This is a genomic window from Mycobacterium sp. (genome assembly GCF_032162605.1).
Lineage (GTDB): Bacteria > Actinomycetota > Actinomycetes > Mycobacteriales > Mycobacteriaceae > Mycobacterium.
This window is the reverse complement of the sequence record NZ_JAVROT010000520.1, coordinates 1-21,771: the sequence shown is the minus strand read 5'-3', so window position 1 is coordinate 21,771 and position 21,771 is coordinate 1. Positions and strand designations below refer to the sequence as shown.

General features: G+C 67.0%; 25 protein-coding genes and 1 pseudogene. 11 read left to right on the top strand and 15 right to left on the bottom strand.

Annotated elements, in window-relative coordinates; genetic code table 11:
* Positions 1 to 112 precede the first annotated feature (112 nt).
* From QOI01_RS28875 to QOI01_RS28865, 3 genes are all read right to left on the bottom strand, one after another.
* Entirely contained in the window at positions 113 to 961 is an 849-nt protein-coding gene (locus QOI01_RS28875) for a transporter substrate-binding domain-containing protein (RefSeq protein WP_526386571.1), read from the bottom strand.
* 50 nt (positions 962 to 1,011) lie between these two features.
* A complete protein-coding gene (locus tag QOI01_RS28870) occupies positions 1,012 to 1,188 on the bottom strand; it encodes a hypothetical protein (RefSeq protein WP_526386570.1) in 177 nt (58 codons plus the stop codon).
* A gap of 114 nt (positions 1,189 to 1,302) precedes the next feature.
* Positions 1,303 to 2,214, bottom strand: a complete 912-nt coding sequence (locus QOI01_RS28865; protein WP_526386569.1) for a hypothetical protein — start codon at positions 2,212 to 2,214, stop codon at positions 1,303 to 1,305.
* 82 nt (positions 2,215 to 2,296) lie between these two features.
* Between QOI01_RS28865 and QOI01_RS28860 the strand changes: the two genes are divergently transcribed.
* From QOI01_RS28860 to QOI01_RS28845, 4 genes are all read left to right on the top strand, one after another.
* Positions 2,297 to 3,646 (top strand): acyltransferase family protein, encoded by a 1,350-nt coding sequence (locus QOI01_RS28860; protein ID WP_526386568.1) that lies wholly within the window; start codon positions 2,297 to 2,299, stop codon positions 3,644 to 3,646.
* A complete protein-coding gene (locus tag QOI01_RS28855; protein ID WP_526386567.1) occupies positions 3,600 to 5,936 on the top strand; it encodes a Tex family protein in 2,337 nt (778 codons plus the stop codon). Before QOI01_RS28860 ends, QOI01_RS28855 begins: the two co-directional genes overlap by 47 nt.
* Positions 5,937 to 6,058: 122 nt before the next feature.
* The gene (locus QOI01_RS28850) at positions 6,059 to 6,463 is read left to right on the top strand and encodes a DUF4267 domain-containing protein (RefSeq protein ID WP_526386566.1); all 405 of its coding nucleotides are present in this window, start codon (positions 6,059 to 6,061) and stop codon (positions 6,461 to 6,463) included.
* Positions 6,454 to 6,639 carry a hypothetical protein gene (locus QOI01_RS28845; RefSeq protein ID WP_526386565.1) on the top strand — a complete coding sequence of 62 codons (186 nt, stop codon included), beginning with the start codon at positions 6,454 to 6,456 and terminating at the stop codon, positions 6,637 to 6,639. The genes QOI01_RS28850 and QOI01_RS28845 overlap by 10 nt, the downstream gene beginning before the upstream one ends.
* 1 nt (position 6,640) lies before the next feature.
* Here the strand turns inward: QOI01_RS28845 and QOI01_RS28840 are convergent, their stop codons facing one another.
* The 3 genes from QOI01_RS28840 to QOI01_RS28830 form a co-directional block, all read right to left on the bottom strand.
* Positions 6,641 to 7,282 (bottom strand): TetR/AcrR family transcriptional regulator, encoded by a 642-nt coding sequence (locus QOI01_RS28840; RefSeq protein ID WP_526386564.1) that lies wholly within the window; start codon positions 7,280 to 7,282, stop codon positions 6,641 to 6,643.
* Positions 7,283 to 7,364: 82 nt separating this feature from the next.
* Positions 7,365 to 7,925: a peptidoglycan endopeptidase gene (locus QOI01_RS28835; protein ID WP_526386563.1), complete on the bottom strand. Its 561-nt coding sequence runs from the start codon at positions 7,923 to 7,925 to the stop codon at positions 7,365 to 7,367.
* A gap of 510 nt (positions 7,926 to 8,435) precedes the next feature.
* Positions 8,436 to 9,218, bottom strand: coding sequence for an SDR family NAD(P)-dependent oxidoreductase (locus tag QOI01_RS28830; RefSeq protein WP_526386562.1), 783 nt, complete (start codon positions 9,216 to 9,218; stop codon positions 8,436 to 8,438).
* A 331-nt stretch (positions 9,219 to 9,549) separates the two neighbouring features.
* Between QOI01_RS28830 and QOI01_RS28825 the strand changes: the two genes are divergently transcribed.
* The 3 genes from QOI01_RS28825 to QOI01_RS28815 all read left to right on the top strand — a co-directional run bounded on the left by QOI01_RS28825 (position 9,550) and on the right by QOI01_RS28815 (position 11,667).
* On the top strand, positions 9,550 to 10,017 hold the full coding sequence (locus QOI01_RS28825; RefSeq protein ID WP_526386561.1) for an SRPBCC family protein: 468 nt from the start codon (positions 9,550 to 9,552) through the stop codon (positions 10,015 to 10,017).
* Between the two features lie 110 nt (positions 10,018 to 10,127).
* Positions 10,128 to 11,006 (top strand): cyclopropane mycolic acid synthase family methyltransferase, encoded by an 879-nt coding sequence (locus tag QOI01_RS28820; RefSeq protein ID WP_526386560.1) that lies wholly within the window; start codon positions 10,128 to 10,130, stop codon positions 11,004 to 11,006.
* Between the two features lie 94 nt (positions 11,007 to 11,100).
* Positions 11,101 to 11,667: a hypothetical protein gene (locus QOI01_RS28815; RefSeq protein ID WP_526386559.1), complete on the top strand. Its 567-nt coding sequence runs from the start codon at positions 11,101 to 11,103 to the stop codon at positions 11,665 to 11,667.
* Here QOI01_RS28815 and QOI01_RS28810 read toward each other — a convergent pair.
* The 3 genes from QOI01_RS28810 to QOI01_RS28800 all read right to left on the bottom strand — a co-directional run bounded on the left by QOI01_RS28810 (position 11,619) and on the right by QOI01_RS28800 (position 14,256).
* A complete protein-coding gene (locus QOI01_RS28810) occupies positions 11,619 to 13,283 on the bottom strand; it encodes an acyl-CoA synthetase (RefSeq protein ID WP_526386558.1) in 1,665 nt (554 codons plus the stop codon). The two genes, QOI01_RS28815 and QOI01_RS28810, sit on opposite strands and share 49 nt — an antisense overlap.
* Positions 13,284 to 13,334: 51 nt before the next feature.
* The gene (locus QOI01_RS28805; RefSeq protein ID WP_526386557.1) at positions 13,335 to 13,769 is read right to left on the bottom strand and encodes a hypothetical protein; all 435 of its coding nucleotides are present in this window, start codon (positions 13,767 to 13,769) and stop codon (positions 13,335 to 13,337) included.
* Between the two features lie 133 nt (positions 13,770 to 13,902).
* Entirely contained in the window at positions 13,903 to 14,256 is a 354-nt protein-coding gene (locus QOI01_RS28800) for an Rv0313 family protein (protein WP_526386556.1), read from the bottom strand.
* A 115-nt stretch (positions 14,257 to 14,371) separates the two neighbouring features.
* On the opposite strand from QOI01_RS28800, the gene QOI01_RS28795 reads away from it, so the two are divergent.
* The 3 genes from QOI01_RS28795 to QOI01_RS28785 are packed head-to-tail and all read left to right on the top strand — an operon-like array spanning position 14,372 to position 16,206.
* On the top strand, positions 14,372 to 15,202 hold the full coding sequence (locus tag QOI01_RS28795) for a ketosteroid isomerase family protein (RefSeq protein ID WP_526386555.1): 831 nt from the start codon (positions 14,372 to 14,374) through the stop codon (positions 15,200 to 15,202).
* A 15-nt stretch (positions 15,203 to 15,217) separates the two neighbouring features.
* Positions 15,218 to 15,781 carry a hypothetical protein gene (locus QOI01_RS28790; RefSeq protein WP_526386554.1) on the top strand — a complete coding sequence of 188 codons (564 nt, stop codon included), beginning with the start codon at positions 15,218 to 15,220 and terminating at the stop codon, positions 15,779 to 15,781.
* Positions 15,782 to 15,819: 38 nt separating this feature from the next.
* On the top strand, positions 15,820 to 16,206 hold the full coding sequence (locus QOI01_RS28785; RefSeq protein WP_526386553.1) for a DUF732 domain-containing protein: 387 nt from the start codon (positions 15,820 to 15,822) through the stop codon (positions 16,204 to 16,206).
* On the opposite strand, the gene QOI01_RS28780 is transcribed toward QOI01_RS28785, so the two are convergent.
* Positions 16,177 to 16,983, bottom strand: coding sequence for an SGNH/GDSL hydrolase family protein (locus tag QOI01_RS28780; protein WP_526386552.1), 807 nt, complete (start codon positions 16,981 to 16,983; stop codon positions 16,177 to 16,179). The genes QOI01_RS28785 and QOI01_RS28780 overlap by 30 nt on opposite strands.
* 78 nt (positions 16,984 to 17,061) lie before the next feature.
* Here QOI01_RS28780 and QOI01_RS28775 point away from each other — a divergent pair, with 78 nt between their 5' ends.
* Positions 17,062 to 17,529 (top strand): NUDIX hydrolase, encoded by a 468-nt coding sequence (locus QOI01_RS28775; RefSeq protein ID WP_526386551.1) that lies wholly within the window; start codon positions 17,062 to 17,064, stop codon positions 17,527 to 17,529.
* Here the strand turns inward: QOI01_RS28775 and QOI01_RS28770 are convergent.
* The 5 genes and pseudogenes from QOI01_RS28770 to QOI01_RS28750 all read right to left on the bottom strand — a co-directional run.
* Positions 17,504 to 17,968, bottom strand: coding sequence for a nuclear transport factor 2 family protein (locus tag QOI01_RS28770; protein ID WP_526386550.1), 465 nt, complete (start codon positions 17,966 to 17,968; stop codon positions 17,504 to 17,506). The genes QOI01_RS28775 and QOI01_RS28770 overlap by 26 nt on opposite strands.
* A complete protein-coding gene (locus QOI01_RS28765) occupies positions 17,965 to 19,386 on the bottom strand; it encodes a serine/threonine-protein kinase (protein ID WP_526386549.1) in 1,422 nt (473 codons plus the stop codon). Before QOI01_RS28765 ends, QOI01_RS28770 begins: the two co-directional genes overlap by 4 nt.
* Before the next feature lie 27 nt (positions 19,387 to 19,413).
* Entirely contained in the window at positions 19,414 to 20,529 is a 1,116-nt protein-coding gene (locus tag QOI01_RS28760; protein WP_526386548.1) for a PDR/VanB family oxidoreductase, read from the bottom strand.
* Complete coding sequence (locus tag QOI01_RS28755; RefSeq protein ID WP_526386547.1) at positions 20,529 to 21,431, bottom strand: metal-dependent hydrolase; 903 nt, start codon at positions 21,429 to 21,431, stop codon at positions 20,529 to 20,531. Before QOI01_RS28755 ends, QOI01_RS28760 begins: the two co-directional genes overlap by 1 nt.
* A 96-nt stretch (positions 21,432 to 21,527) precedes the next feature.
* Positions 21,528 to 21,771, bottom strand: a pseudogene (locus QOI01_RS28750) (hypothetical protein); the annotation flags it as partial.

Here is a 21,771-nt window from a genome sequence, read left to right as displayed (position 1 = left end):
TTCGCCGACGGCGGGCGCTACTACGATGCGATGCGCACGACATCAGGCACATGCAGCACCATCGAGAGTCGATGAGGAGTGCAGATCATCGATCGTCGTCGAGCCCGCAGCGTCACGGCCCGATGACGCCCCCTAGCCACTTCTGGCTGAACTTGGCGTAGGTGCCGTCGTTGGCGATTTCGTTGAGCCACTGGTTGACCCGTTGCTGAGTCACCACACCTGAGCTGGGGATCAGGTAGGCCTTCTGCGCAGAGTTGAACGTATGGTCGACGCCGACGCCGCACAGCTGCGGATTCTGTGTTCTTTGCCAACGGATTTCGCTGGCATCGGTGATCATCGCGTCGACCTTGCCGTCGGTGATCTGCCCGAAGATGGTGTTGTTGTCGGGGTACTCGATGACGGTGGCGTTCTTCAGGTTCGCCTTGTCGAACTCCGCGTTCGTCCCGCCCGGGTTGACCACCACGCGGACCCCTGGCCGGTCGATGTCGGCCAGCGATCGGTATCTCGCCGAGTCGACGCACCGCACGGCGGCGGCCTTTCCGTCACGCAGGTAGGGAGCGGAGTACCGCGCCTTCTTCGCCCGGTCGGGGGTGATTGAGATGCCGCCCATCGCGAGATCGCACTGGGTGTCCAGGTCGTCCATCAGGTTCGACCAGGTGGTTGGCACCAGACGCAGCGTGACGCCCAGATGGGTGGCGAGGTTGCCGGCCAGGTCGACGTCCATGCCGCTCCACTGCCCCTGCGGATTGCGGTAGGTGAAGGGACGGTAGTCACCAGTGCTGCACACCCGAACGACTCCGCCGCTGACGATGCGGTTCAGGTCGGTCGGCGCGGCCTGCTGGTGACACGCGGTGACACCGGAAGCGATGAGCAGCACCAGGCAGGCGATGAACGGATAGAGCTTCACCGAGCCAGAATCGCACACGCCCAGCGCCGCAGAACTGTTTCGAACCACCGGCATGATGGCACGCTGAGGGCGCTCGTGACCGCGTCTCAACCGTCCAGTGCCGGTCAGGGGCAGTATGCGGCCTCTGCGGCGGTCACCAACACGACTGCTTGAGTGGACTGGAGATTGGGCTCGAGGACCTCGAGGAAGTGCTGGTCGTTCGGATCGGCGTACGCCGGACCTGCGGTGGCTAGCGATATGGCGGAGACACCAATCACGATCGCGACGAAGACACCTCTCACGAAAGCCGCCTTAGATGTCCGTCGGCTGCGGTGCGGCCACGCGCGTCGGCACGAGGTCTCATCTAGCCGAGCCTATCGAGTAGCTGCCCGGCCCGTACCAGTTCGCTGACGCGCTCAACCGCCGAACGTCGACACTCCGGCAGGGGAGACCTGGAACCCCTGCGTGCGGCCGGCAAGGGTGCCATAGCACGCCACCCCGCCGGTGATGGCCATGCAGGTGGAGCCGATTCCGTCGACCCGATATCCGACGGGCAACTGCCGAATGGGCCCTGGATAGGCGGGGGTGCTGAACTTCGGGTCGTTGGAGCGCCGTGTTCCGGTGGCGCCCGGGAGCTGCGTGAAGACTTCGTTCTCACCGCCGAGAACGCCGGGAAGCGGTCCGTCGCAACCGATTTCGCCACCGCTGTAGACGACTATCGAGCAGGTGAGACCGCCGTCAACGGTAAACACCGGAAACAAGTTCTTCGCACCGGAGCCGACGAGATAGGTGTCATCGCCGACGGCGAAGTCGTTCGGATCGGCGAAGCCCGGTGGCAGACCCGCCGTCGCCGGACCGATGCCGGTCCGGCCGGGCGACACGACCATCCACTGCGTCGCAGGCGATCCCTTCGCGCAGAACGTGAACGCCCCGCGGCCAACTGCGCATTCGAAGTCGGCGAACGTGACCTTCTGACCCTCGTGCAGCACCGGCGCGGCACCGCCGGACGGCTTCACGAAACGGGGATTCGCCGTTGCGCGCAGGCCTCGCGTGTTGACGTCGGCCGCCAGGACGATCTCATTGACACCTATCAGCGTTGCGGGCAGGCGTCCGTCGCACCCTGCGGCGCCTACGTTCGGACGGATTGCGCACAGCAGTCCGTCGGGAGTCTGGAAGTAGACCTCGCCGTCGGAGACGAATGCATCGGGTGCCACGGCCGTGTAGCCACCGAGGTCGGGCATCGGCGGGGGCTCGGCCGCCGCGGGAGGAGCGGTCGGCGACGCCATCACACCGATCAGCACGGCGAGAAGAATCGTTGCGAAGCGCATCGGTTGCAATGTAGAGCATGCAGCGCGTGGGACGCGTAGTCCTACTCATCCGCTGCTGCCCGCTGCCCGGCAGTCTGGGTGAATGCCGCTATCCAAGCTCAGCCCCGATGCGCGCCGGATCCCCGACGGCACTGCCCCAGGACGCGACCGCGCCGTCGACGTCGCCCGGCTCACCGCGCTGGTGGTCGTGATGTTCGGGCACTGCGCACTACTGCTCGCCACCATCGACTCCAGCGGGCTGCGAATCGGCAACCTCCTGGGCTCACTACCTGCGATCGAACCCGTCACGTGGATCGTTCAGGTGATGCCCTTGTTCTTCCTCGCCGGTGGCGCTGCTGGCGCCTACGGCTGGCGCTCCGGCACGCCATGGGGCACGTGGTTGTTCACCAGGGCACAGCGGCTGTGCCGCCCCGTGTTCTGGTACCTCGCGGCGTGGACGGTGGGTCTCCTGGTGGTGCGGCTGACGCTCGGAGCGGCGTCCGCGGAGGATGTGGGACGCGAGAGCGTCGCACTCCTGTGGTTTCTCGGCGTGTACCTACTGGTGCTCGCGTTCGTGCCCGCGCTGACACGTCTGTCCACGGGACGTGCGGTCGCAAGCGTGGTCGCCGCCCTCCTCGTCGCGGCAGCGGCGGTCGACGAAATTCGATTCGCCGTCGGCACGCCGACGGCGGGGGTTGCGAACTTCGTGATCGTCTGGCTGATCCCCGCGGTGATCGGCGTGGCGTACGCGCGCCGCCTGATCGGCCAGCACGCGGCGCTCGCGGTCGCCGCATCCGCGTTCGCCGCCCAGGTGGCGCTCGTCGTGCTAGGGCGTTACGAGGTCTCGCTGGTGGTGACCGGAGTCGAGCGAATGTCCAACGTGTCACCGCCGACCCTGCTGCTTGCGCTGCACTGCACCTGGATGTCGTACCTGTTCGTCTCCGTCGCGGGCGCGATCCGGCGATGGGCCGCCCGGCCTCGCGCCTGGCACGTCGTCGCGGTGGGCAACGGCGGAGCGATGACGCTCTACCTCTGGCACATTCCGGCGATTGCGATCTCCATGTTATGCCTGCACGCCGTCGGCCTGGACGCCTACGACGTGCACGAATCGGGATTCTGGGGCCCATTGGCACTGCGCGCGGTCGTGTTCGCAGTGGTCATGGCCGTGATGTTCCGATTGCTGTCGCCGCTCGAGCATCGCCGGCTGCCGTGGTGGGACGCGCCGGTCGGGGCCACCGGAGCTCGGTCCGTCATTGCCGGCGCGATGATGTGCCTCGCGGGAGTCGCGCTGGTGCTGCTCGCCAAGAACGGGCTGATTGGCTTCGCGGGATGGTCGGCGTTCGGAGGTTTCCTTGCCTCGGCAGCGGCAGCGCGGGTGAGTCAGGGGTATCCGTTAGGGTCGTCGCGTGACTCCGAGCCAAAGCGTCAAGTCCGTAAATGCCCGTCTCGCTGAGGAACTGGCCGTACGCGAGGCGCAGGTCGCTGCCGCCGTCCGGCTCCTCGACGAGGGGGCGACCGTCCCGTTCATCTCCCGGTACCGCAAGGAGGTCACCGGAAGCCTGGACGACGGCCAGCTTCGGACTCTGGAGGAGCGCCTCGGGTACCTGCGAGAACTCGACCAGCGGCGCACGGCGGTGCTGGCCTCCATCGAAGAGCAGGGCAAGCTCACCGACGAGCTGAGGACCGCCCTGATGACCGCCGACACCAAGTCGCGCGTCGAGGACATCTACCTGCCCTACAAGCCCAAGCGGCGGACCAAGGCGCAGATTGCCCGTGAAGCCGGTCTGCAACCCCTGGCCGACCGGCTGCTGGCCGATCCGACGGTCGTTCCGGAGGAGACCGCCGCCGCGTTCCTCGGCGAGGACGTTCCCGACGGCGCCGCAGCACTCGAGGGGGCCAGACACATCCTCATCGAGCGCGCAGCCGAGGATTCCGAACTCGTCGGTGCCGTCCGCGGCAAGTTCTGGGTCGATGGTTCGCTGAGGACTGCGCCGTGGTCGGATGAGGTCGCGAAAAGCGCTGCAGCACAGAAGTTTCGTGACTACTTTGAGTTCTCGGAACCATTGGAGAACATGCCGTCGCACCGTGTCCTGGCCGTCATGCGTGGGGAGAAGGAGCAGATCCTCGCAGTCAACCTCGACGGTGGCGACGACGAGGTGTACCACGCCATGGTCGCTCGAACCCTCGGCGTCGACCTGTCCTCGAAGGCCCCGGCAACACCCTGGCTCGCGACCACCGTCAAGTTGGCCTGGCGGGTCAGGCTGATGGTCTCGGCAGCCGTCGACGCCCGTGTTCGGCTACGCCAGCGCGCCGAGGAGGACGCGGTGGCCGTGTTCGCCACGAACCTCAAGGACCTCCTGCTCGCGGCGCCGGCAGGCACCCGCACGACGCTCGGCTTGGATCCCGGCTTCCGCACCGGCGTGAAGGTGGCCGTGGTGGACGCCACCGGCAAGGTGGTGGATACCTGCGCGATCTTTCCTCACCAGCCGCAGAGGCAATGGGATACGGCCAAGGCCACGTTGGCGGCCCTGGTGGCACGCCACGGCGTCGACCTCATCGCCATCGGCAACGGGACGGCTTCGCGTGAAACCGACACGCTGGCAACCGAACTCATCGCCGACATCCGGTCCTCCGGCGCCACCGCACCCGCCAAGGCCATGGTGAGCGAGGCAGGTGCGTCGGTGTACTCGGCCTCTGCCTACGCCGCGCACGAGCTACCGAGCCTGGACGTGACCCTGCGCGGAGCGGTGTCGATTGCACGGCGACTGCAAGACCCGCTGGCCGAGCTGGTGAAGATCGACCCGAAGTCGATCGGGGTGGGTCAGTATCAGCACGACGTGTCGCCGGGGACGCTGGCCCGCAGCCTGAACGCGGTCGTCGAGGACGCCGTGAACGCGGTGGGGGTCGACCTCAACACCGCGTCCGTCCCGCTTCTCGCCCGGGTGTCCGGAGTCTCCGATTCGTTGGCCGAGGCGATCGTGGCCCACCGCGAGACGTCGGGGCCGTTCCGCAACCGCAAGGCGCTGCTGAAGGTCCCCCGCCTTGGCCCCAAGGCCTTCGAACAGTGCGCGGGCTTCCTGCGGATTCGTGATGGCGACGACCCGCTCGACGGATCCGGCGTCCACCCCGAGTCATACCCGGTCGTGCGGCGGATCCTGGACCGGTCGGGCGTCACGCTCGCCGAACTGATCGGCGACGAGCGGTCGCTGCGTTCTCTTCGGCCCGCCGACTTCGCCGACGATCGATTCGGCATCCCCACGGTCACCGACATCCTCGCCGAAATGGAGAAGCCCGGACGCGATCCGCGACCGGCGTTCTCGACGGCGACGTTCGCCGCGGGTGTGGAGAAGGTGGCAGACCTGAAGGCTGGGATGATCCTCGAGGGCGTGGTGACCAACGTCGCCGCGTTCGGCGCCTTCGTTGACGTCGGCGTCCACCAGGACGGCCTCGTCCACGTCTCCGCGATGTCCGATCGCTTCGTCTCCGACCCACACGAGGTCGTGCGCTCCGGCCAAGTGGTGCGGGTGAAGGTCCTCGAGGTCGACGTGGATCGCCAGCGCATCGGGCTGACGCTGCGCCTCAACGACACCCCGCAGCAGCGTGGCCAGACCAAGACCGCCAATCCGAAGAACCGTGGGGAGCGACCAAAGACACTCCCAGCCAAGAAGTCCGGCAGTCGGGAGTCAACCCCGGCCGCCGGATCGATGGCGCAGGCGCTGCGCGACGCGGGCTTCGGGCGCTGACTGCGGCCAGGTTCTCCTGCCTGCGGTAAGGGGCGACCACGTGACAGGGGTTGGTCATCGGGGTGGCGACGCTTCGGGCGAAGTCTCCATTGACCCACGGCCCAAGCCCTAGGCTGCGAGCCATGTCGATCGACCGTGCCGCGTGCGTCGCGGGCAGCATCCGTCTGGCCTCGGGCATCTCGTTCCTCGTCGATCCGGCACGTGCGGACCGGCTCTGGGGCACCAAGCAGGAGGCGGTGGGACAGACGCGGTTGCTGTTGCACTCGATGGGATACCGGGATGCGCTGATCGGCGGCCTCCTCACCGCCGCCGCGCTCAGGGGCCGCAACACCCGCGGGTGGTTCCTGGCCTCCGGTGGGGCCGACGCTGCCGACCTCCTCGGCGGCCTGCGCGTCCACCGCGACCTGACGCGCTCGCAGCAGCTCATCGGTCTCGGCGGCGCCGTCGTCGGCATCGGTGTCGGTCTTTGGGGCGCGACGCGCCGCGCAACGACAGCGGAGCAGACTAATCTCGACCCATGCGCATAGTCGTTCTCGGACTCGGAGTAATCGTCACGTTGTTCGGGGTGCTCTTCGCCCTGCAAGGCTTCGGCGTCGTCGGCGGCAGTCCGATGAGCGGGACCACCACCTGGTCCGTGCTCGGTCCGATCATCGCCCTGGTCGGGATCGCCATCGCGGTCCTCGGCGTGCGGATGCGACGCTAGCTCAGGGAAGTTGCAGCGCGGCCGCGAAGTGCGCAACCTCGCCGAGTGTCTCTTCGAGCTCCATGACAACGTTCGGTCCTAGGGCTACGTCGAGAGCGCCGGCGACCACGTCCGTACAGGCGCTGACGATGGTCGTGGCGAAGAGCGCGACGGCCAACTCGACCCGCTTGTCGCCGATCGGTACGCCCATGTGGTTTGCCAACGCCTCCATCGCCGGCTTGCTCCGATACTCGATGGCCGCCTGACGCAACGCCGGCGAGGAGTACACGACCCGAAGGCTCAGCACGACGCGTTCCGCTGTGAGGCCGGCCAGGGGGCGTTGGGCGGCCCGGCTCAGCACCGCCGTGTGAGCGGCGCGAAGTTCCTCGAGTGGACCCAGTTCCGACGGATGCGCCATCAGTTCTGCCACGATCTCATTCGCCAGGTCGTCGAGCACCGCAATGAACACTGCGTCCTTCGACGCGAAGTACCGGCTGAACGTCCGTGGCGAAATGTCGGCTGCCTCGGAAATCTGCTCGATGGTGGTGTTCTCGTAGCCTTGTCGCAGGCAGAGGTCGATCGCCTCATTGATGAGTGTCCGTCGAGTCCGCGCCTTCTTCTGCTCTCGCAAACTCGCGATCTGCTGGACAGGCGTATCGACCACGCCGCGACTCTACCCGGGACGTCTCGAAACCCCAGGGAGCCCGTGTGGCGACTACCCGGGGGTATCGAGGGGTTGTTGGGAACTAGATCGAGGTCGGTGCGTCGTCGGGGGCGGGCGGCGGCGGCACCTCGACGTTCACGCCGTCCATTGCCGGGATGTCGGCGGGCCCTGGGGCCTGGGCGAAGGGATCCGCAGGCGGGGGCGGGGGCGCGTACGGATCGAACGGCGGCGGGGGAGCCATCGGATCTTCGGCCTGTTCGTCCTGAGCCAACGGCAGGTACATGTGGCGGGTGAACTGGGGCTGGAAGGCGCCACCGCCACCGACCTTCACGCCGCCGCCTTCGCCGGCCGAAACCGGGGTGCCATCGGGGAGCGTGACGGCCGTGTGACCGGAGTTCCATCCGATCACCAGGGCGCCGGGCGCGGTGCCGGGCGTGAAGCCGCGGGCGAGAAGGGCTTGCTCTTCGTTTCCGGTATGGAAACGGTCGCCGTAGACGGGCCTGCCAGTGGCCGCGTTGGCCACCCATGACGCCAGGCCTGAGCAGTCCGTACCAGAGGCGGAATCGCCACCCGTCCGATACGGCGTACCCGAAACCTGGTTGACCAGAGTCAACAGCGTTGTGGTCGCAATTACATCGATCATGCCGATGGACGCTAGCAACCGAATTTGCGCAAGCCAAAATCTGCACTTTTCGGCGTCCCAATGGCGTGAGCAAGAAATATCGTTGCGGGCCCGGCATTCTCAGTTGAATCAGCTTGGCTGAGTGATGTTCCCGTTGCAGCGGAATCGAATTCGTCAAGCGCTGCGGTGATCCTACGAAAGGGCATGTCAAACCGCAAATCTGGGACGCCGGCCGCACGGTCGGCCTCTGCACGGCCACCGTTCGCGCGTCACGTCATGATGGTTGCCACGATGAACTGTCGCCATCGTAGATTCGACCATGTGAATCGATCAAGAGCGCGAAGCTGTTTCTAGACTGAACGATCGCTGTTTCCCGGGTCGCTTCGCTCCTGCCCGCCGCCCGGCGGCGCGAGGGTCTTGCCGAGCGCCTTGGCACGGGTGACGCGCCACGGAGAACGTGAAATCGCCAAAGGCAAATAGAGCTGTGGAGCAAGCACTTTCACGACCAAGGGACCGTGAAGACCGCTGGAATCAGCGGAACACGCCCATGCCCCCGTCGACCATGATGGTCTGACCCGTGATGAAGGCACCGTCGCCCCCCACCAGGAACGCCACAACAGCCCCAATGTCCTCACGCGTACGGCCGACGCGCTTGAGTGGAACCGCACGAAGTGCCCGGTCGAAGTCCTTCGGGGCCACGTCCTGCCAGAATTGAACACCGGGGGAGTCCGCGAACGGGCAGATCACGTTGACCCGCACGTTGTCGCCACCCCATTCGAGGGCCGCGGCCTTGGACATGCCCCGGATCGCTTCCTTCGCAGCGCCGTAGGCTGCGAACTGTGATTGGCCACCCGTTCCCGACCCGGACCCTAGATTGACGATGACGCCACCGCCGGCGGCCCTCATCTTGGGATACGCCGCCTGCATCAGGAAGAACGTCGCGCGTGGGCCAACGTCGAAGACCAGGTCGTAGTCATCGGAGGTTATGTCCATCAACGGTTTTGGCTCATTGGTGGCAATCGCGTTGTTCACCAGCGCATCCACCCGTCCGTACCCGGCCAGGGCTGCGTCGATGATCTCGCGGGGGCTGGCAGGATCGCGCAGATCGGCGACGATCGATTCGGAAGACCAACCTGCCGTAGCGAATTCGGCGACAGCCGTCGCGAGCTCGTCGACCTTGCGATCGACCAGCAACACGGATGCGCCGCGCTCCAGCAGCGCTCCGGCAATGCCCTTGCCCACACCCTGTGCGGCTCCGGTGACGATCACCGCGCGACCGGCGAGCGACCGAGGGTGCGAGTAGGCGGTGGTCATGACGCCCCACCGCGTGCACCGCCATGGATGGTACCGAGAATCCTTGCCGTGCAGGGTAACTCGTTTGAGTCGGCGACCGTACTCTTCGGGTCAGCGACGAAGGACATTCGCACTCCTTTCGCGCGCCCCATGAGGGGATCTCGACTGTCGAGGCGCATCAACTCGACCAAGATGCTGCCGAACGGCGCGCCCGCCGCCGGACCATCCAGGTCGACGTCCCTCCCCAGACCCGCAACGTGCGAGAACCGAATGTCGTTGCCGACTCCGCCCCGCCGTTGCGCCATGGCGTCAACCTACCGGGCACGCCATGGTCGACGGGTACGTTTGAGTCGTGGCGCGAAGCGGCGGTTGGTGGCTCACGAGCTCGGACCACGTCGTGTCGGACGAGGTGCCAGCGGCCGCGGACGAGGTGCGCGACTTCTACTGCGACCTGCACAACATCACCCGCGTCCACCCGCTCGTCGTCTCGGTCCAGGCCATCGAACGCGACGAGACCGTCGACTCCTATACGCACACGTACCGCGTCCGCGACCGCATCCCCTTCGGGCGCTTCACGATGGCAGTCACCTACATCGCACGGGTCCACGTCCCGACATGCGGCGACGTTCTGACCGAAGCGCGCCAGTTTCCCCAGGTCCGTCTGCACGGGAAGGTGTCCTTCGACCCGGTTGACGGGGGCACCCGGCTCACCGAGCGGCTCAGGATCGAGGCCCCACGCCCACTGGCGGCGACGACGGTGCGACAGGCCGTGAAGGCGCACCGGGAGATGCTTGCGGGCATCCGTCGATGCTTCGAATGACGATGACGTGGGTAACGCCACCACAGGATCCTGGCAACCGCGGGGCGTAGGGTGGCCGGGTTGTCGAGCCAATCCGACGCCAATGAGGCGCATACAAATAGGAGGCGCCCGTGGGTGCGAAGAACCAGAAAGTGGAGCTGGAACCCCATTTCGGCGACATCCAGGCACATTATGACCTTTCGGATGAGTTCTTCCGACTGTTTCTCGACGAGACGCAGACCTACAGCTGTGCCTACTTCGAACGCGATGACATGTCGCTAGAAGAGGCTCAACTGGCCAAGATCGACCTGGCGCTGGGCAAACTCCACCTCGAGCCGGGGATGACGCTGCTGGACATCGGCTGTGGCTGGGGTGCCACCATGAAGCGCGCCATCGAGAAGTACGACGTCAACGTCGTGGGGCTGACCCTGAGCCGCAACCAGGCCGCGCACGTCGAGAAGCTGGTGGCCGGAATCCCTGGCGACCGGGACAGGCGCGTCGAGCTCATGGGGTGGGAGGAATTCGGTGGGTCCGTCGACCGCATCGTCTCCATCGGGGCCTTCGAGCACTTCGGCTACGACCGGTACGGCCACTTCTTCGACATGGCATACGAGTCCATGCCCGATGACGGAATCATGCTGCTGCACACCATCACCCGCGCGGGCCCCGAAGAGCGGGAGGAATTGCAGCTCCCGGTGACCATGACGCTGCTCAAGTTCACCAAGTTCATCGGCGACGAAATCTTCCCCGGCGGTCAGATCCCCGTGGTCGCGGAGGTGGAGAAGTTCTCCACCGACGCGGGCTTCACCATCGAGCGGGTCCATCGGCTCAGGGAGCACTATGCGAAGACGCTCGACATCTGGGCGGCCACTTTGGCGGCTCGCCGCGATGACGCCGTCGCGCTCCAATCAGAGGAGATGTACGAGCGGTACATGAAGTACCTGACGGGTTGCTCCAACTTCTTCCACAAGGGCTACACCGACCTCTGTCAGTTCACCCTGGCCAAGTAGGCCTTTACAGATTGCTTCCAAAGTGTCACGCTCTTTTCTGGTGTCGCGATAGGCTCGACGAACCGCACGACAACAGTCCCAGAGGTGGAATGCGATGAGCGCTCGGACGTTCGGAACCCGTTCCAGGGCCAATACGGGCAGGTTGGGCAAGTACCAGCTCGACGTCACCGCATGCGACGTCGTAGACGTCGTGCGCTCGGCAGGCGGCTGGCTCTTCGACCGCTCGATGGCGGGCTGGAACGTCAACGTGATCATGCCCGGTGGGTGCGACCCTCTCCCGCTGCAAATCCTTGGCGTCAATGCAGGGCCGCGGGACGAGGACGACGACACGACCGCGCCGGCACGCGCCCTGGCGCTGGCCGCGTCCGCCGACGCCGTCTGCGTGGACGACGAGCTCAGGACGAACGTGCTGCGTGCCATGAAGCGCGGGATCGGCGACGTCCTCATCTGGGGCAACTCGTGGCCGGAAGGCATCGAGCGCGGCGTCGACCTCGTCGAGCACGAGCTCAGCGCCGCCCGCGCCTTCAAGGGACATGCGCTCGCGGCCCTCGGCCTGTCCGAGCCGGTCGGCACGACCGAGGCCTTCCGCGGGCGGGCGAGCTTCCTCGCCGGCTACTCGGACCTGACGCCCGCGGTCGCCACTTCCTTGGCCCAGCGGTAATCGGCCTTCCCCGCGGGGGAGCGCACCACCTTCGGCGTCCGGATGAAGGCCTTCGGGATCTTGTAGCGGGCGATCGACGTTCTGCACACCTCGACGAGTTCCTCGTCGGAGGCCTCGGCGCCTTCCGCCAACTGAACGACGGCGACCACTTCGCTGCCCCAACGCTGCGAGGGGCGGCCCACCACGACGACGTCGTACACGCCCGGGTGAGCGGCGATCGCGCGCTCGACCTCCTCGACGAAGATCTTCTCGCCGCCGGAGTTGATGGTGACCGAGTCTCGGCCCAGCAGCTGAATTCGTCCGTCGGACAACACATCCGCCCGGTCGCCGGGCACCGACCACCGCACGCCGTCGATGGTCGGGAACGTCTTGGCCGTCTTGGCCTCGTCGCCGAGGTAGCCCAGCGGGATCAGATCGCGCCGCGCCAGCCAGCCCTTTCCCTCACCTGGTTGCAGCACCCGGTCGAGATCCGCGGAGACGACGGCGGTATCCGACTGCGGGGTGAAGGTCGCAGCCGCCGTCTCGGCGCCCGCGGTCGTTGCGGTGCTCATCTGCGCGCCGGACTCCGAGGCGCCGACTGCGTCGAGCAACATCAGATGGGGCAGCGCCGCCAGGATGCGCTCGCGCACCGTCGGTGACAGCGGGGCGCCGCCGTTGGTGATAGTGAACAGGCCGGACAGGTCGTAGTCGCCGGTCTCGATCTCGTCGAGCAGCGGACGCGCGATCGCGTCGCCCACCACGGGGAGGCTCAGCACCTTCTCGCTCTCCACGAGGCGGAGCACCTCGGCGGGGCGCATCCGCTCGACGTCGTCGGGGATCACCAGCCGTCCGCCCATCGTGACGGCGTTGAAGGCGGCCCATTGCGCGGCGCCGTGCATGAACGGCGGAACCATCATCATCGACATCGCGCCAGCCGACGCGCGCGCCTTCTCGGCCAGCTCGTCGTGTGACGCCAGGGCCTGGTCGCTGCCCCATGGCCGGCCGCCCATCGACGACAGGAAGATGTCGTGCTGGCGCCACAACACGCCCTTGGGCATGCCCGTCGTGCCGCCCGTGTAGAGGACGTAGAGGTCGTCGCCGGACGGAGTCGGCATGCCATCGGCCGGCGTCGGGGTGGACAGGATGGTCTCGTAGTCGACGGCCCCCGGCAGCAGGCCGTTGCCCGATTGGTCGGCGACCTGGATCAGTACGCGAAGGTGCGGCAACCGGTCACGGATCGCCGCCACCCGAGGTCCGAACTCGGCGGGGTAGACCAGCGCCTTGGACTTCGAGTCGGTGAGCAGGTACAGCAACTCGTCCTCGACGTAGCGATAGCTCGTGTTGAAGGGCGCCACGCGGGCCCGGTAGGCGCCGATCATCGCCTCGAGGTACTCGTTGCCGTTGCGCAGGTAGATGCCGAGGTGGTCCTGCCCAGACTCGTGGCCTGCCAGCGCGTCGCGTTCGGTGTGACAACCGAGTCCCACCGACGTCAGGTAGTTGGCGAAGCCGTCCACCCTTCGGTCGACGTCTGCGTAGGACAGCCGGCGGCCCCGCCACACCAGGAACGTCTGTTCCGGGATCGTCTTGGCCACCGTGCCGAAGACGTCCGACAAGTTGAAGCTGATACCGCTACCCATGAGTCACGAACATACAGTGACCCCCTGAGCGTATGGTCTGACGGTCGTCGGTCAGCCGGGAAAGAATCCCGCTCCGGTCAACGTGCCCGGCTGCCAGCCCTGCGCGCCGAGGCACACCATCGGACGGCCGTCCGGCGCCTGCGCGGCCACCTTCGGATTCGGGCACGGTGAACCGATCTCCTTGACCCCCTGCAGTGGGTAGGACGACACCCAGAAACCCGTGTACACCGGTGGCCACTGGTTCGGGATGTAGTGGCATACCAGCGTCGAGCCGCCGCGACTGCGGCCGAACGTGAACAGCTGATAGTTGTCGCACGGCGCGCTGAGGGAGGCCTCGTAGTTCATGCCGGGGACGTCGGTCGGATAACGGCCGGGTTTGTCGGGATACATCGGGCCTGGGTCGGGAAACGGATCGGCTACGGCCGACGGCGCCAGTGCGATGGCCGCCCCGGCGATCGCGACGGCGATCGTCAGTTCGCGAATCATGTGGATGAGCCCTCCAAACACTGTCGCCGCCTGGGCGGCTCCATCGACGTTGCGGCAAAGCCTAACGGGTCTCGTCGAGGGCACGAGTGCTTTCGATCGAGGCGCTAGGAGCGGCTGCCGTCGTCATCGCTCGTTATTCGGCGTCGAGCACGCTCACCGCGATGCCGTATGGCAGGAACCGCACCTTGCGACCCGCATCGGTGTTGTTCCTGTTGGCGCGCAACGCGTCCAGTTCGCATCTGTACACCTCTTCGATGTGGGCGCCCCCGGCCTCATCGACGGTGTAGATGGACCAGACGCCGTCGCCGGTCTCACCCGCGGTCTCGGGCTCGGTCTTGGGGCGGGTCGACCTGGTGAACTCGTCAAGCAGCGTCGTCCAGTTCGCCTGCTTGCCAAGGCGGCCCAGCGCATCCCGCAAGCCGTCACCGGCCTCGCGCATGACACGGTCGAAGTCCTCGGGGTCGATGCCGAACGGATTCTGGCTCATGACGGACTCCTCATCTGCGCCGACTACCTGCGGAGCTTGTCTCCAGTGTGCAGCTCGTCGGTCAACTTCGCCACGGCGTTCACCCATCGGCGTACTTCAGTGGTAAGTGATGGGTATGAACGCCACCCGGACCGAGCTGCTCGCCGCCGTCGAACGTTCGCCGCAGGCAGCGGGCTCCCACGACCGCGACGGCTGGGTCGGGCTGTTCACCTCCGGGGGCTGCATCGAGGACCCCGTCGGCTCGAGGCCACACCGCGGACGTGTGCAGATCGAGCGGTTCTACGACACCTTCATCGGACCGAGGGACATCACCTTCCACCGCCACGCCGACGTCGTCTCGGATTCGACCGTCATCCGCGACGTGACCCTCGAGGTGCAGATGGCGTCGTCGGTGACGATGCTGATACCCACCTTCCTCCGCTACGACCTCGACGGTGAACTGAGAATTGAGCGGTTGCAAGCATTTTGGGAGCTTCCCGCGATGGTGTGGCAGTTCGCGCGCAGTGGCGTCGGCGCCGTGCCCGCGGGTGTCCAACTGTCGCGTGCACTGCTGCGCAACCAGGGGCTGTCGGGAACGGCGGGTTTCCTGACGGGTTTCAGCGGAGTGGGCGCTCGCGCGAAGCGGCACCTCGCCGCGCTGCTCGACGACGCCTGCGCCGGCGATGAGGTCGCAGTGAAGCGGCGGTTGGCCGACGCCGCGCAGATCACCAGGGGAGACGCCGACCGGATCGGGACGTCCGAGCTGGTCGCGCTGCTGCACGGCGCCCGCTGGGACGGGATGATCCGCGCCGGGCACTCCGTCGTCGCCAGGTTGGAGCGCGCCGGGCATCGTTTCGTGCTCCTCGGTGAGATCGAGACACGTCCGACGTCGGGTGGGCGGAGCTCGGTGGACCATCAGAATCGGATCCATACGGTGCGCGTGTTCGCCGAGGACCGGCGGACGTGAGACTGTGTTTGAACCATGTCTGACTACGACTCCATGACGTATGAGGAATTCGGCCGCAGGTTCTTCGAGATCGCCGTGACCGAGGAACGTGTCGGCGCCGCGATCGGACAGATCGCAGGTGCCGAGTTCGAGATCGGACCGATTGCGCAGGGGCCGGGCAAGATCGCGAAGGTCACTGCCAAGGTCAAGGTTCGGCAACCGGCCGTGACCCGCAAGATCGGACCGGAGATCACGTTCGACATCCGGATTCCGCTGGAGATCGACATGGTGATCGACCTGCGCATCGACAAGCCGCGCTTCATGGTGTTCGGCGAGATCGCCCTGCGGGCCACGGCCGTCGCCGCGCATCCGCTGACGCTGATCCTGGACGTGGAGAAGCCGCGACCGTCCGACATCTCGATCCACATCACCGCGAAGACGTTGCGCGCCGAGTTGCTGAGGGTGGTCGCGGGCATCGACGCGGAGATCAAGAGGTTCATCTCGTTGCACGTCGCGGGCGAGATCGACAGCCCGGAGTCGGAGAAGGCCAAGGTCATCGACATCGGTAGTCAGATCGCCGAGGTGTGGACCGGCGTCTGATTGGGCCAATCACGGGATTTCGCCGTAGTGTTTGGCGTGTGGACAGCAAATCGACATCCGGACGGATCGCCGGCTTGACCGTCGGTGTCCTCTCCGCTGCTCTGATGGCCGCAGCGCCCGCGGCGGCGGATCCGTCCACGGATGCGTTCATCAACTCGTTGGGTTCGGCGGGAGTCGGGATGGGCGACCCCGGACAGGCGGTCGCGCTCGGACAGTCGGTGTGCCCGATGCTGTCGCAGCCCGGCCAGGACATGGCGGACACCGCAGCCCAGGTCGCCGACGCCGGCGGCATGCCCCTCGGCCCCGCGACCATGTTCACCGGATTGGCGATCTCCGCCTTCTGCCCCGGCGTGATGGGCGCGATCGGCAACGGGCAGTCCCCGATCCCGATGGACCTACTCGGACTCGGCGGCTTCGGCTTCTAGGGCCTGCGCGACGGGTTCGAGTCCCGGACGTTTCGGGCCACGCCCGTTGCCGCTGGACAACCCCCGCAGGTGACGCCAGATCCACGGCATCAGCAGATTCTGCGTCCACAGGGCTTGTGAATACATCCGTGACCGGAAGTCCGGCGTGACGGCGCCGGCTCTCGACGTCGCCCAATCATGGCTGCTGCCAGGCAGATCGAGCGCCTCGGCGGCGGCCGCGGCGAACAGGGCGTGCCCAAGGGGTGAGCCGTGCACGCGGTCGGGGCTCCAGACGTCAGGATCGCTCATCGACGGAGCGTCATAGAGGTCGACGAGCCGAAACCCGTGTCGCCCGGCGGCCGCGCGGATGACCGCGTTGATCTGCAGCACCCGGCCTCCGAGGAATCGCCCGACCGGCAGGATCTTCTCCAGGTCGGGGAACGTCGTCGTCACGATCGTTGCGCCGGTTTCGCCGAGCCTGTCGTGCAGCAGGTCGATGTCCTCGAGCGCGTTGTCGAAGGTGCGGCCGGGTCTGGTGACGTCGTTCATCCCGATGCAGCGGGTGATCAGGTCGGGGCGCATGGCGATGGCGTTGGGAAGCTGATTGTCGAGGACGTCGCGGATGCGACGGCCGCGCACGGCGAGGTTCGCGTACTGAACACCGGGGTGCAGTTCCTCGAGCCTGGCGGCGAGTCGATCGGCGAAGCCCTTCACGCCGGACGTGTCGTCACCGTCCCACAGACCTTCGGTCTGACTGTCGCCGAGTGCGACGTATCGCAGGTATGACCCATCAGTCACGGAGGCGACTCCAGCGGCGGCCTACCGACGCGTGTCGGCCGGACCGTAGTGTTCCGGTTCGACGAAGGAGTTGATGACGTGCCACGAATGAGTGCCGGACTGCTGCTGTACCGGATCGGCGGCGGTGACGTCGAGGTGCTGATCGGCCATCCGGGCGGGCCGTTCTGGGCGCGCAAGGACGAAGCGGCCTGGTCGATTCCGAAGGGCGAGTACGCCGACGACGAGGATCCGTGGGCGGCGGCTCAGCGTGAGTTCGTCGAGGAGATCGGCCTCCCCGTGCCCGACGGCCCGCGCATCGCGCTGCCGGCGGTGAAGCAGTCTGGCGGCAAGATCGTCACGGCCTTCGCCGTTGAGGCGGACCTCGACGTCACCGACAGTGTGAGCAACACCTTCGAACTGGAATGGCCGAAGGGATCGGGAAGGGTGAAGGAGTATCCCGAAATCGACCGCGTGGGTTGGTTTTCCGTCGCAGAGGCTCAGTCGAAGCTGTTGAAGGGTCAGCGCCCGCTGCTGGATTCCCTCATCGCCCATCTCGAAGACGTCTGACCGGGCGCGTCTCGATGGCGTTGATCGTCAGCTTGCGGCCGTGGATCCGCCAGCCCGCGGGCGTCCGCAGGTATTCGTCGTCGTACCGCAGATGCCACATCAGGTCGGTGACCTGATCACCCGAGCGCGTCCAATGGTGCGCGATGCACGTGATGCGGCCAAGCGCGTAACCGGGACCCGGCCCGTCGGCGTACACCTCACCGACGATCGCGTGCTCGGTGCGGTCTACCGCTCGAAGCGCCTCCATCGCCTCGCGAACTCCGTCCCGGCCCCGCTTGACGATGACCGGCTCCAGCTCGCGCGGCGGATCGGGCAGCCTCAATTCGGCTGTCTCGGTGAACAATTCGATCACGTCGCCGAGCCTGCGGTCATCGACGGCGGCGGCGTAGAGATGCACCAGGTCCGCTAACGCAAGGCGGTCGGCCAGGTGCAGCGTCACGGCAGGCCGTTGCTGCGCCGGATGTCCTCCCGACACTGACGCCGGGTCTGTCCCGTCTGCTGCACGCACACCCGCACCGGCGTCTCCTGCTCGATGGGCAGCGGTACCTCCGTCGGATCGGCGGTCACCGTCGGACTCGGCACGTCGCCCTGGCTCAGCGACCATATCGTCGCGCTGGTGCCCTGCAGCGTCGAGCAGTACGCCGTCGTCCCGCTCGCAGTGCTGCCAGTGCTACCCGTCGGGGAGCAGTCCGCGCCGATGACCGCGGCAGGGACCGGTGCCGAGGTGGACGTCGGCGAGGTCGAGTCGGTGGTCGTGGTCTCCGCGGGAGTGGTGGTCGTGGCAGGCGGCGGAGGAGGCGCTAACGGTGTCGCCCGCGGCGTGGTCGGCGTCGTGGTCGTCGGTGAAGCGACCCGCTCGTCGTCGGCCCGGGTCCACTCGAAGAGGCCGAACCCGATGGCGGCGACGAGAAGGATGGCCAGCACCGCGGGCACGATGACGCCTGCACGCCACGGCGACCGTCGCTGCGGTTCCGCCGTGGACACCGCCGAGGAGAGCCGCGTCTCGTCGGAGTCGTCGCTGCCGAGTCGGTGCCGCAGTGCACGGGCGAAGTCGGCGCAGCGCTCGTACCGATCCGTCGGATCCTTGGCCAGCGCCTTGGCGAAGACGGGGTCCAGCGACGCGAGATCGGGGCGCCGGTCACCGATCGCCGGCGGTGCCGCCGACAGATGCTGGCTGATGACCACGGCCGGATTCGAGTTCTGAAACGGCGGAACACCCGTCAACAGGTGGAAGGCCGAGGCGGCCAACGCGTACTGATCCGCACGTCCGTCCAGGGCGCCACCCATGAGCTGCTCCGGCGCGGCGTAGGACACCGTGCCCACCGTCATGTTCGTCGCCGTGAGCCCGCTCGGATCATCGACCCAGCGCGCAATCCCAAAGTCCGCCAACAGAATTCGACTCTCAGACGACCCGGGGTTCGCCAGCAGGATGTTGGCGGGCTTCACGTCCCGGTGCAACAGGAGGCGTTGGTGCGCATAGTCCAGCGCATCGGCCACGGCAGCGACGATCTCGGCGACGTCCGCCCCGGCCATCCCGTTGCGGAATTGGTCCTGCAGCAGACGGCCGGCATCGGTGCCGTCGACATAGTCCATGTCGATCCACAGCTGGCCGTCGAACTCGCCCCTGTCGTGCACGCCGACGATGTGGGGGTGCCACAGAGATGCGGCGATGTCCGCCTCGCGGTTGAACCGTTCGCGGTATTCACCGTCCGCCGACACCTCGGGCCGCAGCACCTTCAGTGCGTCCTGGCGTGGCAGTCGCGGATGCCGTACCAGGTAGACCTCGCCCATCCCGCCCGAGCCGAGGCGCCGGACGACGGTGTAGCCGGCAAAGGTGGTCCCCTCCTCCAACGGCATGGGCGAATAGTAGTCGGCCCGATGCGATCAGAGGTCGAGGATCAGGCCCGCGTCATCCGCGGCCCGCGAAACGCAGATCAGCATCATGCCAGCGTCGCGTTCGGGCGCGGTGAGCAGCGTGTCGCGATGATCCACCCCGCCCGCGAGCACCAGGGTGCGGCACGTCCCGCAGAAACCCTGCTGACAGGAGTAGGGGGCGTGCACGCCCTCGCGATTCAGTGCCGTCAGCAGCGTCTCGTCGCCGCCGACACGGATGTCTCGACCCGTCGATGCCACCGACACCGAGAACTCGCTGCCGTCGACGACCGGGGGAGCCGCAAAGCGTTCGAAGTGCAGCTCGACGTCGTCGCGTCCCGCCAGCTCCACGCGCACGGCCGTCAGTACCGGCGCGGGGCCGCACGCGTACACCGTGGTCCCGTCGGGACAGTCGCCGAGCAGCTCGGCGGCCGTCGGCAGGCCCGCTTCGTCGTCGGTGCGGATGTCGATGCGGTCGCCGAACCGCGCCAGCTCGTCGAGGAAGGGCAGGGTGTCACGGCTGCGGCCCGCATAGATCATCGACCACTGCACGCCGAGCCGTTCCGCCTGGGCCAGCATCGGGAGGATCGGCGTGATGCCGATGCCGCCCGCGATGAACCGCAGACGGTGGGCGGGCGAGCCGTAACCCGGCACGGTGAGCGGGAACGCGTTGCGGGGCCCACTGGTCGTGATGGACGCACCGACGATGAGCTCGTCGTGGACCTCGACCGACCCTCCGCCGCCACCCGGTATGCGGCGCACCGCGATTCGGTAGGAGTCGATGACGCCCGGGTCGCCGCACAGCGAGTACTGCCGCACCAGACCGCTGGGCAGGTGAACGTCGAGGTGGGCGCCGGGATGCCAGCGCGGCAGATCCCCGCGATCCGGTGCCCTCAACGTCAGCGCGATGACGTCCTGGTCCCGAGCGACGACCTGACGGTCGGCGACGACGAGCGGGAAGCCGCGGTCCACGCCTGGCAGCGGCGCCATGTTCCGCAACGATCCGGACAGGTTGAACAGGCCGTTGATGAGCGCGTCGGCGACACCGAGCGGCAGATCGTGGCGGGATCTCCCCGACGCACTCGGTGGTGCCCGGCGCAGGCGCGCGAAAAGAGGCACGGACGCCATCACAGATGCGCCGCGCGGGCTGCGGGGGAGCTCGCCAGGTACGCAACGGCCTGCGCCGTCGAACCCATCTCCTCCGGTGAGAACCCGGGACGGAAGTACATGAACGTGTTGGACCCGAACAACTTTCGATACTTAGGAAGGAGCCCGAGCTTGGAGTCCCGCATCCGCAGGCGCTGCATCTCGAGCCAGCCCACGTCAAGGGCCGGATCGGTCTTGGACAGGTACCAGGCGCCGCGCTGGAAGAACGCGAAGATCATGACGACGGCCATCATCATCGCGCGGATGCGGTCGACATAGCTGTCGTGGAAGTACGAGGCGACGTCATGCGCGACGTTGCGGTGTTCGACCTCCTCGCTGCCGTGCCAGCGGAACAGGTCCACCATCGTGGGGTTGGCGTCGTGGTCGTCCCACGCGCAGTTCAGCGAGAAGTCGCCGAGCACGGCCGTGTAGTGCTCGATCGCCGCGATCAGCAACAACCGGTCACACAGGTGGTTCAGCTTGCGCTTGGGGTCGATGATGGACGGGCTGGGCGCCAGGACCTTCTCGAAGACGTACTCGATTTGATCGAGGATCGGTTTGACGTCGACGCCATGGGTGACCAAATACTCGTTGAGCACCTTGTCGTGGACGTCGGCGTGCGTGGCCTCCTGCCCGATGAACCCGCGCATGTCCGCGGCCAACTTGGGGTCCTTCACCAGCGGCAGCGCCTCGTCGTAGGCGGCGACGAACCAGCGCTCCGCCGCAGGGAGCACGAGGTTCAACAGACTGACGACGTTGGAGCCCACGGGGTGACCGGGAATCCACTGCAGCGGGACGTCCTCGACGTCGAAGTGCACCCTGCGCGCCTGGATCTGGACTGGACCGGGATCGATCTCCGTCTGGAAACGTCGTGGTCGCAACATCGCAGCCCCCTCATCGCCATCTGACCGATGAGGAGTCTACGGGATTTAGGTGGGAACGCGGGTCCCGGGTACTTCGGGTCCTGAGTACTTGGAGTGTCAGCCGACGGGGACGGGCACCCCGATGGGGCCACCGTACGTACCCTGACCAGCACCCGGCGCTGGGGCTGGGGCACCGGGAACGCCGCCGGGGGCGACTGGACTCGCCGGAGTCGAGTCGGTCGCGTGGTCGGCAGCCGCCTGCGTGCAGTCCAGCATCAGGATCATCTTGGACTTGAGGGCCTTCTGCTGGCTGACGATGCACTGCGACTGGGGCACATCGCTGCCGAACGACCCGCCGAAC

Coding starts and splice junctions, on each gene's coding strand:
- QOI01_RS28875 (WP_526386571.1), bottom strand. CDS start 961: ATGCCGGTGGTTCGAAACAGTTCTGCGGCGCTGGGCGTGTGCGATTCT.
- QOI01_RS28865 (WP_526386569.1), bottom strand. CDS start 2,214: ATGCGCTTCGCAACGATTCTTCTCGCCGTGCTGATCGGTGTGATGGCG.
- QOI01_RS28860 (WP_526386568.1), top strand. CDS start 2,297: ATGCCGCTATCCAAGCTCAGCCCCGATGCGCGCCGGATCCCCGACGGC.
- QOI01_RS28850 (WP_526386566.1), top strand. CDS start 6,059: ATGTCGATCGACCGTGCCGCGTGCGTCGCGGGCAGCATCCGTCTGGCC.
- QOI01_RS28845 (WP_526386565.1), top strand. CDS start 6,454: ATGCGCATAGTCGTTCTCGGACTCGGAGTAATCGTCACGTTGTTCGGG.
- QOI01_RS28835 (WP_526386563.1), bottom strand. CDS start 7,925: ATGATCGATGTAATTGCGACCACAACGCTGTTGACTCTGGTCAACCAG.
- QOI01_RS28830 (WP_526386562.1), bottom strand. CDS start 9,218: ATGACCACCGCCTACTCGCACCCTCGGTCGCTCGCCGGTCGCGCGGTG.
- QOI01_RS28815 (WP_526386559.1), top strand. CDS start 11,101: ATGAGCGCTCGGACGTTCGGAACCCGTTCCAGGGCCAATACGGGCAGG.
- QOI01_RS28810 (WP_526386558.1), bottom strand. CDS start 13,283: ATGGGTAGCGGTATCAGCTTCAACTTGTCGGACGTCTTCGGCACGGTG.
- QOI01_RS28805 (WP_526386557.1), bottom strand. CDS start 13,769: ATGATTCGCGAACTGACGATCGCCGTCGCGATCGCCGGGGCGGCCATC.
- QOI01_RS28800 (WP_526386556.1), bottom strand. CDS start 14,256: ATGAGCCAGAATCCGTTCGGCATCGACCCCGAGGACTTCGACCGTGTC.
- QOI01_RS28795 (WP_526386555.1), top strand. CDS start 14,372: ATGAACGCCACCCGGACCGAGCTGCTCGCCGCCGTCGAACGTTCGCCG.
- QOI01_RS28790 (WP_526386554.1), top strand. CDS start 15,218: ATGTCTGACTACGACTCCATGACGTATGAGGAATTCGGCCGCAGGTTC.
- QOI01_RS28765 (WP_526386549.1), bottom strand. CDS start 19,386: ATGCCGTTGGAGGAGGGGACCACCTTTGCCGGCTACACCGTCGTCCGG.
- QOI01_RS28760 (WP_526386548.1), bottom strand. CDS start 20,529: ATGGCGTCCGTGCCTCTTTTCGCGCGCCTGCGCCGGGCACCACCGAGT.
- QOI01_RS28755 (WP_526386547.1), bottom strand. CDS start 21,431: ATGTTGCGACCACGACGTTTCCAGACGGAGATCGATCCCGGTCCAGTC.